Annotated in this window: 13 protein-coding genes; all 13 read right to left on the bottom strand. The window is 71.7% G+C overall.

What is annotated here, in order from left to right:
• Positions 1–102: 102 nt before the first annotated feature.
• The 13 genes from pstB to C5H89_RS10935 all read right to left on the bottom strand — a co-directional run bounded on the left by pstB (position 103) and on the right by C5H89_RS10935 (position 11,972).
• Entirely contained in the window at positions 103–873 is a 771-nt protein-coding gene (pstB, locus tag C5H89_RS10990) for a phosphate ABC transporter ATP-binding protein PstB (RefSeq protein WP_240181816.1), read from the bottom strand.
• Between the two features lie 143 nt (positions 874–1,016).
• Positions 1,017–1,961, bottom strand: a complete 945-nt coding sequence (gene pstA, locus C5H89_RS10985) for a phosphate ABC transporter permease PstA (RefSeq protein WP_104107057.1) — start codon at positions 1,959–1,961, stop codon at positions 1,017–1,019.
• Positions 1,961–2,893, bottom strand: coding sequence for a phosphate ABC transporter permease subunit PstC (gene pstC, locus C5H89_RS10980; protein ID WP_104107056.1), 933 nt, complete (start codon positions 2,891–2,893; stop codon positions 1,961–1,963). The genes pstA and pstC overlap by 1 nt, the downstream gene beginning before the upstream one ends.
• Entirely contained in the window at positions 2,893–3,837 is a 945-nt protein-coding gene (locus tag C5H89_RS10975) for a PstS family phosphate ABC transporter substrate-binding protein (RefSeq protein ID WP_104107055.1), read from the bottom strand. Before C5H89_RS10975 ends, pstC begins: the two co-directional genes overlap by 1 nt.
• Before the next feature lie 122 nt (positions 3,838–3,959).
• On the bottom strand, positions 3,960–4,832 hold the full coding sequence (locus C5H89_RS10970) for an NUDIX hydrolase (RefSeq protein ID WP_240181810.1): 873 nt from the start codon (positions 4,830–4,832) through the stop codon (positions 3,960–3,962).
• A gap of 55 nt (positions 4,833–4,887) precedes the next feature.
• Positions 4,888–6,468, bottom strand: a complete 1,581-nt coding sequence (locus C5H89_RS10965) for a hypothetical protein (protein WP_104107053.1) — start codon at positions 6,466–6,468, stop codon at positions 4,888–4,890.
• Positions 6,465–7,358 carry an ABC transporter ATP-binding protein gene (locus tag C5H89_RS10960; RefSeq protein ID WP_104107052.1) on the bottom strand — a complete coding sequence of 298 codons (894 nt, stop codon included), beginning with the start codon at positions 7,356–7,358 and terminating at the stop codon, positions 6,465–6,467. Before C5H89_RS10960 ends, C5H89_RS10965 begins: the two co-directional genes overlap by 4 nt.
• A 47-nt stretch (positions 7,359–7,405) precedes the next feature.
• Complete coding sequence (locus C5H89_RS10955; RefSeq protein WP_104107051.1) at positions 7,406–9,655, bottom strand: heavy metal translocating P-type ATPase; 2,250 nt, start codon at positions 9,653–9,655, stop codon at positions 7,406–7,408.
• On the bottom strand, positions 9,645–10,601 hold the full coding sequence (locus C5H89_RS10950; protein ID WP_104107050.1) for a hypothetical protein: 957 nt from the start codon (positions 10,599–10,601) through the stop codon (positions 9,645–9,647). Before C5H89_RS10950 ends, C5H89_RS10955 begins: the two co-directional genes overlap by 11 nt.
• A gap of 7 nt (positions 10,602–10,608) precedes the next feature.
• Positions 10,609–10,821, bottom strand: a complete 213-nt coding sequence (locus C5H89_RS10945; protein WP_104107049.1) for a cation transporter — start codon at positions 10,819–10,821, stop codon at positions 10,609–10,611.
• Positions 10,822–10,853: 32 nt separating this feature from the next.
• Positions 10,854–11,153 (bottom strand): metal-sensitive transcriptional regulator, encoded by a 300-nt coding sequence (locus C5H89_RS10940; protein ID WP_101523405.1) that lies wholly within the window; start codon positions 11,151–11,153, stop codon positions 10,854–10,856.
• 103 nt (positions 11,154–11,256) lie between these two features.
• Positions 11,257–11,418, bottom strand: a complete 162-nt coding sequence (locus C5H89_RS19145) for a hypothetical protein (RefSeq protein WP_205304983.1) — start codon at positions 11,416–11,418, stop codon at positions 11,257–11,259.
• Between the two features lie 350 nt (positions 11,419–11,768).
• Positions 11,769–11,972, bottom strand: a complete 204-nt coding sequence (locus C5H89_RS10935) for a cold-shock protein (protein ID WP_068108172.1) — start codon at positions 11,970–11,972, stop codon at positions 11,769–11,771.
• Positions 11,973–12,037 lie beyond the last annotated feature (65 nt).

The raw sequence follows: 12,037 nt of genomic DNA, 5'->3' as shown, positions 1-12,037 counted from the left end.
ACGTCGCGGTGAGCCTGTGGCTCACCGCCCGCAGCGCCCGACGTAGTGCCGTGGCGCACCGCGCGGCCGCCCGCGAGCACCAGCCCGCCTGAGCGGCCTCGCTCAGCCGAAGCGGCCGGAGATGTAGTCCTCGGTACGCCGGTCCGCGGGGTTGGAGAAGATCGCGCTGGTGGTGTCGAACTCCACCAGCAGGCCGGTCCGGTCCCCGGTGGTCTCGTCGGCCTGGGCGGTGAAGAAGGCGGTGCGGTCGGAGACCCGCGCGGCCTGCTGCATGTTGTGGGTGACGATGATGATGGTGAACTCCTGGCGCAGCTGGAGCATCAGGTCCTCCACCCGGGCGGTGGCGATCGGGTCCAGCGCCGAGCACGGCTCATCCATCAGGATGACGTCCGGCCGGGTGGCGATGGTCCGGGCGATGCACAGCCGCTGCTGCTGGCCGCCGGAGAGGCTGTAGGCCGACTGCTTGAGCTTGTCCTTCACCTCGTCCCACAGCGCCGCGCCGCGCAGCGACTCCTCCACCAGCTGGTCCATGTCGGCGACCTTCATCCCGGTCACCCGGGGGCCGTAGGCGACGTTGTCGTAGATCGACTTGGGGAACGGGTTGGGCTTCTGGAAGACCATCCCGATGTGGGTCCGCACCGCGATGGGGTCCACGCCCCGGGCATAGATGTCCTGCCCGTGGTAGGTGACCCGCCCGGCCACCCGGGCGCTGGGCACCAGGTCGTTCATCCGGTTCAGCGACCGCAGCACGGTCGACTTGCCGCAGCCGGAGGGACCGATCAGCGCGGTGATCTCGTTGCGCCCGAAGCCCAGGGAGACGTCGTGCACCGCGTGGAAGTCGCCGTAGAAGACGTTGAGCGCCTCGAGCTCCATCACCGCCTCGGGCAGCACCGGGAGCTCGCGGACGGCGGAGTCATGTGCTTGAGCGAACACGCTCACGGGGTCCTCCTGGACGTGTGGCTCGTACGGGTCGTGGTCGGGGTTGATCGTGATGGTGCCGGGCTTGCGCATGTGGATCACCAGGATTTCTGGAACTTGTTGCGGATGAAGATGGCCAGGCCGTTGAGTGCCAGCACCAGCACCAGCAGCACCACGATCGCGGCGGCCGCGGCGTGCTGGTAGGTGACCTGGGACTGCGAGGTCATGAAGAAGATCTGCATCGGCAGCGCCGTCATCTCGCTGAGGACGCCGTCGGGGTCGAACCGCACCGCCAGCGGGATGCCGAGCATCAGCAGCGGCGCCGCCTCGCCGATGGCCCGGGACAGGCCCAGGATGGTCCCGGTGGCGATGCCGGGGATGGCCGAGGGCAGGACCTGGCGCCAGGTGGTCTGCCACACCGTCGCGCCGAGCGCCAGCGAGCCGAACCGGATCTCCTCCGGCACTGCCCGGATCGCCTCGCGGGTGGTGATGATGATGACCGGCAGGATGAGCAGCGCCAGCGCGATCGCACCCCCGAGCACGATCCCCTTGCGCTCGAAGCCCAGGATCGACATGACCCCGACGGCGAGCAGCCCGTAGACGATCGAGGGGACCGCCGCGAGGTTCTGCAGGTTGACCTCGACGAGCCGGTTGTACCAGCGCTCGGAGTCGGCGAACTCCTCCAGGTAGACGGCCGCGGCGATGCCCAGCGGCACGGCGAGCAGCGCGGTGCTGATCATCAGCCAGACCGTGCCCAGGATGCCGGCCCGGAACCCGGTCCGCTCCGGCGTCAGCGTCGAGTCGTAGCGGGTGAGCAGGTCGGTGTCGAAGCGCGGGGCGCCGGTGATCGCGGTGTCCAGGATGAGCGCCACCAGCACCACCACGGCGATGGCCAGCGAGGCCCACAGCGCGGTCAGGAACAGCAGCGCGGTGGGGGTGCGGTCGCGGGAGCGACCGGCGGTCAGCTGCACCGTCTCGCGGGCGGCCTTGGCTGCGGGGCGGTCGGCGGACCGGTCCGCGGGCTGGTCGATCAGGGAGCTCATCAGTAGGCCTGCCTGAAGCGTCGCACCAGCGTGATGCTGATGATGTTGATGACCAGGGTGATCACGAAGAGCAGCAGGCCGACGGCGAAGAGCATGTTGTAGTCCACCGAGCCGACCGGGTTCTCGCCCTGGGCGGTCTGGGCCATGAACCCGGTCATGGTCTGCATCGGGTCACGCGGGTCGAAGGAGAGGTTCTTGCGGGCGCCGGCGGCCAGGGCGACGATCATCGTCTCCCCCACCGCCCGGGACAGGCCGAGCACGACTGCCGCCGCCACCCCTGAGAGAGCGGCGGGCAGCACCACCCGCAGCGTGGTCTGCATCCGGTTGGCGCCGAGCGCCAGAGAGCCTTGCCGCATCGCCTGCGGTACCGCGGAGAGGGCGTCCTCGGACAGTGAGGCCACGGTGGGCACGATCATGATGCCGAGCACCAAGCCGGCGGCCAGGGCGTTGGTGAAGCCCACGTTGATCCCCAGGAAGCCCTGGAGCAGCGTGGGGGTGACGAAGAACAGGGCGAAGAAGCCGTAGACCACCGAGGGCACCCCGGCCAGCAGCTCCAGCACCGGCTTGAGGACCTTGCGACTGCGACGCGAGGCGTACTCGGAGAGGTACATCGCCGCGCCGAGCCCCACCGGTACGGCGACCAGCAGGGCGATCACCGTGGTCATCAGCGTGCCCCCGACCAGCGGCAGGACGGCGTACTTGCCGTGGGTGCCGAAGAACTCGCCCACACTGACCTGGCCGAAGAAGTGGGTGACCGGCTCCAGCAGTGCTCCGATGATGCCGAAGGTGATCGCCACGGAGGCCAGAGCCGAGCCGGCCAGGAGCACCTTGATGACGGCCTCCCCCGGTCGCGGCCGAGCCGCGAGGCTCGGCGGCGCGGCCGACGGGCCCGCCGGTGCGGACGGGCCCGTCGTCGTGCTGCTGGTGTTCATCAGCCGGACATGCCCTCGAGGGCCGACTGGGTCTGGGTGTAGAGGTCCTCGCTCAGCGGGATGAACTTGGCCGCGGTGGCGATCGACTCCAGGTTCTCGATGTAGAAGTCGAGGTAGGCCGCGACCGCCTCGTTGTCGGCGTAGTTCTTGTTGTTCACGTAGAGGAACAGCGGGCGCGACAGCGGGGTGTACTCCCCGGCCTGGGCGGCCTCGGCCGACGGGGCGACACAGCCGTTTCCGTCGTCGATGGCCAGCGCCTTGAGGCTGTCGGCGTTCTCCTCGTAGTAGGTGTAGCCGAAGTAGCCGGTGGCACCCTCGGTGCCGGCGACGCCCTGGACCAGCACGTTGTCGTCCTCGGAGGCCTCGTAGTCGTCGCGCGTGGTCTCGGACTCGTCGCCGATGACATCGGCGGCCAGGTAGTCGTAGGTGCCGGAGTCGGCGCCGGGACCGAAGAGCGAGATCTTCTGGTCCGGGAAGCTCGGGTCGAGCTGCTTCCAGTTGGTGACCTTGGAGCCCGGGGCCCACAGCTCGACGAGCTGCTCGGTGGTGAGGCAGTCGACCGCGAGATCGGGGTGCACCACGATGGTCAGGGCGTCGGTGGCGACCTGCAGCTCGGTGAACTCGACCCCGTTCTCCTCACACAGCGGCACCTCCTCGTCGTCCTTGATCGGGCGGGAGGCGTCGGAGATGTCGGTCTGCCCGGCGCAGAACTTCTCGAAGCCGCCGCCGGTCCCCGAGGCACCGACCGTGACCTTCACGTCGGGGTTCTCTTCTGTGAGCAGCTCGTAGGCCGCGTTGCTCATCGGGTAGACGGTCGACGAGCCGTCGACCGCGACAGTGCCGGATGCACCGTCAGCGCCGGCGTCCCCACCACATGCGGCCAGCGCAAGCGCGAGGACGGCGATACCGGGCACCACGGCCCGGCGGAAAGAAGTGCTGATCACTTCTGGCTCCTGGATTCTCAGGTTGGATCTTCTCTGACTCCTCCACTGTGCGGAGTCGAGGTGACCGGCTGCCCGAGCCCGGGTGAACGCAAGATGAACTCGGCCGGAGGAGTTGTCGCGGCTCAGGGGGCGCGGTGCTCCTCGACGGCGAGCACCCGGCCCCGACGGTGGTGCAGCACGACCATCCCGGCGGGCTCCAGCTTGTGCTCCGGCAGCCCGAGGGCGGCCAGCACCTGGGGCAGCACCGGCCGATGGGTGCACAGCACCGCGGACTCCGGGGCGTCCAGCAGCCCGGCGGCGATCGCGGCGATCCCCTCGGCGCTGGCGTCCTCCTCGCTCAGTCCGTCGCGCTCGGTCACCTGCGACCAGGTGGCGCGGGCGTACGGCGCCAACGTCTGGACGCAGCGCGTGGAGCTGGAGGAGACCAGCAGCGAGACGTCGTACGCCGCGAGCACCGGAACCAGTCGCCGGGCCTGGGCCTCGCCGTCGGGGCTCAGCGGCCGCCGCCTGTCGTCGCCCTGCCAGCCGCGTCGGGGACGGGCCGCGGCGTGCCGCACCACCGCCAGCGCCCGGGTACGCCGGCGCAGCGGCCTGGCGGCGGCCAGGGTGGCGCGGTCCTGCTCGCGGGTGAGGCGCTTGACCGCCTTGCCCCAGGCCAGCCACTGGACCGCGTCGATCTCGGCGTTGGGGAGGTAGGAGCTGACGTCGTCGTCGCCCACCACCCGGGCCACCCACCAGTGCACCGTCTTGAGCCCCGCCGCGACCCGGTAGTGCTGGTCGGGCAGCGGAGGTCCCAGCCGGATCCGCAGCCCGGTCTCCTCGGCCACCTCACGGATCGCGCAGGCGGTGACGTGCTCCCCCGGGTCGAGCTTGCCCTTGGGCAGGGACCAGTCGTCGTAGCGGGGGCGGTGCACCAGCAGGACCTCGTGCCCACCGCCACGACGGGCCTTGCGGAGCACGACGCCTCCCGCGGCCACCACCTGTGAGCTCGGCATGTCGACCATCCTCACACCCACCGGCTGGACCGCGACAGGGCCTCACGTCAGGGCCTCAGGTCAGGTCGCGGCGGCGCAGGCCCACCAGTCCCAGGCCCGCGCAGGCCAGGGCGAGCGCGGTCAGCACGGCGGCCGGGAGCACCCGGAAGTCCTCGACCGGCAGCAGGGGCAGGTGCCAGAACGGGGAGAGCCCCGCCAGCCAGTCCGGCATCGCGAGCAGCTCGCCGAGATAGGCCTGCACCAGCGCGAAGGCGAAGAGGGCCCAGGCCAGCAGGGTGCGGTGCGGCGCCCAGCCCACCAGCAGCACCCCGAGCGCGGCCAGCAGCAGCACCGCCGGGGCCTGGGCCAGCGCCGTGGCCACCAGGGGCCAGAAGAGCTCGGTCTCTCCCGAGACCAGCGCGTGGGTGCCGCCGGCGCCCAGCCCCATCAGCAGCAGCAGGCCCAGTGAGCCCAAGACGGTCACCGCGAGGGCGCCCAGCGCCCAGCGCGTGCGGTCCATCCCCGCGGAGAGCACCAGCTCGGCCCGTCCGGCGTCCTCCTCGTGCCGCAGCCGCAGCACCGAGGTGAGGCCGTAGGCACTGGCGATGACGCACAGGAACGGGATGACGAAGGAGAAGTAGCTGCGGACGATGTCGTCGAGCCGCCCGCCGAAGACCTCGAGGATCTCCGGGTTGCTCTCCGCCACGGTGATCACCTCGCGGCCCACCGCGCCGAAGAGGCACGCGGCGAGCACCAGGCCGACCGTCCAGCCTAAGAGGAGACCGCGCTGGGTCCGCAGCGCGAGCCCCCACGCGGTGGCGAGCCGGACGCCGGCGCGGGGACGACCGCCGCGGGCCGCCACCAGCCCCGCACCGAAGTCGCGGTGCGAGGTGAGCTGGGCGGCGCCGGCGAACACCGCCGCCGCGAGCAGCACCAGCAGCAGCAACGGCCACCAGCGCTGGTCGCCGTACTCGCGGACCTCCTGCTGCCAGCCGAAGGGCGAGGCCCAGACCAGGGCGTCGTCGCGCACGGCGCCGACCCCGCGCACCACGAAGAGCACCGCCAGCACCGCGCCTGCCAGCCCGAGCGCCCCGCGCGCCGAGGCGGTGATCTGGGCGCTCGCGGCGGCGACCGCGGTGAACGTCAGGCCGACGCCGACCAGCGCGGCCCCGTGCAGCAGCGAGCCGCCCGCGGGGAGCCCTGCGGTCCTCAGCACCGCCGCGTCGAGCAGTCCCACCAGCAGGCAGGCGCCGGTGGCCACCAGCAGCGCCGCGGCGGTCGCGGCGTGCCGGCCCGTGACGGTCCCGCGCAGCAGCTCGGCGGTGCCGGACTCCTCCTCGCCGCGGGTGTGGCGCACCACCAGGAAGACGACCATCAGCGCCACGATCACCCCGCTGGTCGCGGTCACCTCGTAGGAGACGATGCCGCCCAGGGTGTCCACCCCGTACGCCGTGCCGTTGAGCAGCTTGCTCACCGCGGAGTCCTCGACGGTGCGCCGGTAGCCGGCGACCTTGACCGGGGTGTCGTAGAGGTCCTGGACGGCGTGGGCCGAGACCGCCGTCAGCGCGGTGGTGCCGAGCACCCACACGGGCAGCCGGACCCGGTCGCGGCGCAGGATGAGCCCGGCCAGGTGCCGGGTGCCGGTCAGCTGGCTCACGTCACCGCCTGCTCGCCGTACTCGCGCAGGAAGAGCTCCTCCAGGGTGGGCGGGTGCGCCTGGAGCGAGCGCAGCCCCAGGGCGGCCAGGTGCCGCATCGCCTCGCCGACCTGGTCCGAGTCCACCTCGAAGGTGACGCGGCCGTCGGACTGCGCCAGGTGGTGCACCCCGGTGAGGCGGGCCAGCGGGGTGCCGGGCAGCTCGGTCTCGGCGATCACCCGGGTGCGGGTGAGGTGCCGCAGGTCGGCCAGGGTGCCGGTCTGCACATTGATCCCGGCACGGATGATGGTGACCCGGTCGCACAGGGCCTCCACCTCGGCGAGAATGTGGCTGGAGAGCAGCACCGTTGCCCCGCCGGCCTTGAGCTCGTGCACGCAGCGCTGGAACTCCGCCTCCATCAGCGGGTCCAGGCCGGCGGTGGGCTCGTCGAAGAGGTAGAGCTCGACCCGCGACGCGAGGGCGGCGACCAGCGCCACCTTCTGCCGGTTGCCCTTGGAGTAGGTGCGTGCCTTGCGGCTCGGGTCCAGCTCGAAACGCTCCAGCAGGTCGGCCCGGCGGGCCTCGTCGAGCCCGCCGCGCATCCGGCCGAGCAGGTCGATCACCTCGCCGCCGGTGAGGCTGGGCCACAGCGTGACCTCTCCCGGCACGTAGGCGAGCCGGCGGTGCAGGGCCGCCGCCTCCCGCCAGGGGTCGCCGCCGAGCAGCCGAGCGGTCCCGGAGTCGACGCGCAGCAGTCCGAGCAGCACCCGCATGGTGGTGGACTTGCCGGAGCCGTTGGGTCCGAGGAACCCGTGCACCGTCCCGGTGCCCACGTGCAGGTCGAACCCGTCGAGGGCCCGCACGGATCCGAACGTCTTGACGACCTGGTCCAGCTCGATGCTGCTGCTCACCCCACCACTGTGGCACCTCGCGCCGCGGGGGCGGGGCAGGCGCGAGGTCAGTGGAAGGAGCGCAGCCGCAGGCTGTTGGTGACCACGAAGACCGAGGAGAGCGCCATCGCGGCGCCGGCCAGCATGGGGTTGAGCAGCCCGGCCGCGGCCAGCGGCAGTGCCGCCACGTTGTAGGCGAAGGCCCAGAACAGGTTGCCCTTGATCGTGGTCAGGGTCCGCCGCGACAGCCGTACGGCGTCCACCGCGGCCATCAGGTCGTCGCGGACCAGCGTCAGGTCGCTGGCCTCGATCGCCACGTCGGTGCCGGCGCCCATCGCCAGGCCCAGGTCCGCCTGCGCCAGCGCGGGGGCGTCGTTCACCCCGTCGCCGACCATGGCGACCACCCGGCCCTCGCGCTGCAGGCGCTTGATCACTTCGACCTTCTCGGCCGGCAGCACCCCGGCGACCACCTCGTCGATGCCCACCTGGGCGGCGATCGCCCGGGCGGCGCCCTCGTTGTCGCCGGTGACCAGCAGCGGCCTCAGGCCCAGTCGGCGGAAGGCCTGCACCGCCTGCGCCGAGGAGGGCTTGACGGTGTCGGAGACCACGAGCACGCCCCGGGCGGCGCCGTCCCAGCCGACGGCCACGGCGGTGCCGCCGGTGGCCTCGGCCTCCTCGATCGCCTGCCGCAGGTCGGCGCCCAGGGGTTGGGACCGCTCGGCGAGCAGGGCGGGCCGGCCCACCACCACCGAGTGCCCCTCGGCCACCGCCTCGGCACCCAGCCCGGGCACGCTCGCGTGGTCCACGGCCTCGGGGTGGCCGGGCGTCGCGGCCACGATGGCGCGGGCGATCGGGTGCTCCGAGCCGGCCTCCACGGCGGCGGCCAGCGCCTGCACCTGCGCCGACGACTCGCCGTCGGCAGCGACCACGGAGACCAGCGACATCTCACCGGTGGTGACGGTGCCGGTCTTGTCCAGCACCACGGTGTCGACGCGACGGGTGGACTCCAGGGTCTCCGGGCCCTTGATCAGGATGCCCAGCTGGGCGCCCCGGCCGGTGCCGACGAGCAGGGCGGTGGGGGTGGCCAGGCCGAGGGCGCACGGGCACGCCACGATCAGCACCGCCACGGCGGCGGTGAACGCGGCCGTGGTGCCGCCTCCGGCGCCGAGCCAGAACCCCAGGGTGGCGGCGGAGAGCAGCAGCACCAACGGCACGAAGACGCCGGAGATCCGGTCCGCGAGGCGCTGCACCTCGGCCTTGCCGGACTGGGCGTCCTCGACCAGCCGGGCCATCTGCGCGAGCTGGGTGTCGCCGCCCACTCGGGTGGCCCGGACGACCAGCCGGCCGCCGACGTTGACGCAGGCGCCGACCACGCTGGACCCGGGGGCAACCTCGACCGGCACCGACTCCCCGCTCACCATGGACGCGTCCACCGCGGAGGTACCGGAGACGACCTCCCCGTCGGTGGCGATCTTCTCCCCCGGCCGTACGACGAACTGGTCACCGACGGCGAGCTGCTCCACCGGTACCCGGGTCTCGACCCCGTCGCGGAGCAGCGCCACGTCGCGGGCACCGAGCTCCAGCAGCGCGCGCAGGGCGTCCCCGCTGCGCCGCTTGGCCCGCTTCTCGAACCACCGCCCCGCGAGCAGGAAGGTGGTCACCCCGGCCGCGGCCTCGAGATAGATGTTCATCGAGCCGTCGCCCCGGGCGACGGTCAGCTCGAAGGGGTGGGTGAGGCCGGGCTCGCCGGCGGTGCCGAGGAAGAGGGCGTAGAGCGACCAGCCGAAGGCGGCCAGCACCCCCAGGGAGACCAGGGTGTCCATCGTCGCGGCACCGTGGCGCAGGTTGGTGGCCGCGGCGCGGTGGAAGGGCCACGCCCCCCACACCACGACGGGGGCGGCGAGCACCAGCGAGGCCCACTGCCAGTAGGTGAACTGCCAGGCCGGCACCATCGCCAGCGCGATCACCGGCACGCTGAGCACCGCCGACCAGAGCAGGCGCTGGCGCAACGCCTCCAGCTCCTGGTCGCGCCGGTCGGCCGGAACGGTGTCGGTGGTCGTCGCCGGCGGTGCCGGCAGGGTGGCGGAGTAGCCGGCGGCGGCCACGGTGTCCAGCAGTACCTCGGTGTCCAGCGACTCGGGGAACCGCACGCGGGCCTTCTCGGTGGCGTAGTTCACCGAGGCGGTGACGCCGTCGAGCTTGTTGAGCTTGCGCTCGATGCGGTTGGCGCAGGACGCACAGGTCATGCCGGAGATCTCGAGCTCGACGTCCCCGTTGGCCGGGGTCGGCCCGGCGGCGGTGGGGGTCTCAGTGGTCATGTCCGTGTGCCTCCTGGGGCGCGCCACCGGCGACGACGGTGAAGTCGGCGGTGTGCACCGCGCCTCGGTGCTTGAAGTCCAGGAACAGCCGGTAGACGCCGGCGGTGGGGAAGCTCGTGGCGAAGTCGATGCGCGGACCGCTCGACCCCTCCTCGGGATGCACGTGCAGGTAGCCCAGGTCTCCGCTGCGGATCGCGACCAGGTGACCGGACGCCCCGAGGTACGGGCTCAGGTCGGTGACCGGTCGACCCTCGCGCTGGACGGTGAGCGAGACCACCGTGTCCACGCCGGGGGCGGCGTCGGCACTCAGGGAGACGTCGTACCCGGCCACGCTGTCGGTACGGCGGTCCGCCAGCTCGGGCTCGGGCCGGAAGTCGCCCGGCACGAAGAGGTCGTCAGCCAGCGTGAGGCCGTCCCAGCCCTGCGGGGTGAAGTCGGCGATGACGCGCCAGGTGCCCGGGGTCAGGTCGAGCGCCGTGGACCAGGTCCCCGTGCGGCGGTCCAACGTGGGGTGCACGTGCTGGAAGCCGGTGAGGTCGCGGCGGACCACGATCAGGTGCAGGTCCCGCTCGTGGACGGTCTGGTAGTCCAGCAGCGATCGACCGCTCGAGGTCTCGACCGTGAACGAGAGCGGGACCTGCCTCCCGGCGCGCGCCTCGGGCGAGGCCAGCCGCAGGGCGAACCCGTCCTGGCGGGATACCAGTCCCGGGACCGTGCTGCCGGCCGCGGGGCCCGACTGGTGGACCCCCTCCTCGTGTCCGTCCTCGTCCTCGTCCTCGTGCCCGTCGCCGTGCGTGGCCGACGTGTCACCGTGGGCGGCGTCGTCTGCGGAGTGCTCCTCCACCACGACGTCGAGGGGGCCCACGGCGCGCCCGATGCCGGCGGCCACCGCGAAGGCGGCGACCAGCCCGATCAGGAAGGCGACGAGGCGGACCGGGGTGCTCATGCCGCGCTCATGCCAGGGCGTAGCCGGCCTCCTCGACCGCGGCGGCGATGGCGCCCTGGTCGAGGGGCTCGGCGCTGGTCACGGTCAGGGCACCGGTGTCGAGGGCAACCTCGACCGACTCGACGCCAGGGACCTCACGCACCTCCTCGGTGACCGATGCGACGCAGTGGGCACAGGTCATGCCGGTGACGGTGAAGCTCTGGGTGTGGTGCTCGCTCATGGGTCGATCTCCTCGACGGATGTGGGGGTCGTTCACTTCAACAGACGGGTGATGGCTGCCATCACCTCGTCGACCTTCTCCTGGCCCTCCGCGTCGCCGGCTCGGGCGGCCTCCACGACGCAGTGCCCCAGGTGCTCCTCGAGCAGGCCGAGGCTGACGGCCTGGAGCGCCTTGGTCATGGCACTGACCTGGGTCAGGATGTCGATGCAGTACTTCTCCTCCTCGACCATCCGCTGGAGCCCCCGGGCCTGCCCTTCGATCCGACGCAGGCGGGCCAGGTAGGCGTCCTTGCTCTTGATGTAGCCGTGGTGGTGCTCCGCAGTCTCGGTCACCCCTCCTGTATACCCCGTGGGGGTATCTCGTTCAAGTGGGAAGCCCTTAGACGCAGAAGACCCCGCACCTGTGAGGTGCAGGGTCTGGGAAAGCTGGAGCGGATCAGCGTTGGTGAGGCACCGGCGACACACCCAGCAGCCGGTCGATCTCCTCAGCGCTCAGCGGCCCCTCGGACTCGCTGGCAGCGATGATCAGCGTGGTGGTGAGTTCCACCTCGCCCAGGAGGTCGCCGTCTTCCAGCGTGACATCGAACTGGTCGTGCACGCGAAGGCCTCCTTGTTGCTTCGTCATGTGTGTGCCGCCTCGTTGGACCCACACAGCCGATCTGACATCAACAGTGCCCGCCCGGGCGGCAACTAAACACCCGAATGGTCAAATCTCCCCCATATGAGGAGGCCCGCACCACCCGAGTAGGTCCTTGACACCAAGATACCTCGCCGCTTAGAGCGGCCCCAGTGCCATTGGGCCCGTGCCGAGCGGCCCGGGTCGGGCGGCCCGGGTGGGGCGGCACGGGTGGGGTGGGGCGAGCCCAGAAATGGACCGAGGCCCCATCCACCAGGGATGGGGCCTCGGCCACTGAGTCGTCGGACAGGTGCGTCCAACTACGGCGTCAATCAGACGGCGCGAACGTTCTCCGCCTGGGGACCCTTGGGGCCCTGGGTGACGTCGAACTCGACCTTCTGGTTCTCGTCGAGGGACTTGTAGCCCTGCGTCTGGATCGCCGAGTAGTGCACGAAGACGTCGTCGCCGCCGTCCTCCTGCGCGATGAAGCCGAAACCCTTCTCGGCGTTGAACCACTTCACGGTGCCTTGAGCCATTGCTGTGATACTCCTGTTATCGGGCGAGAGGCGGTCACTTCGACCGCCCCGCATCAGATGCGGGT

Origin of the sequence: Nocardioides sp. 616 (genome assembly GCF_002930065.1) — a bacterium.
Lineage (GTDB): Bacteria > Actinomycetota > Actinomycetes > Propionibacteriales > Nocardioidaceae > Nocardioides > Nocardioides houyundeii.
The sequence above is the reverse complement of the archived record's forward strand: the minus strand, read 5'-3'. Positions and strand labels throughout refer to the sequence as shown.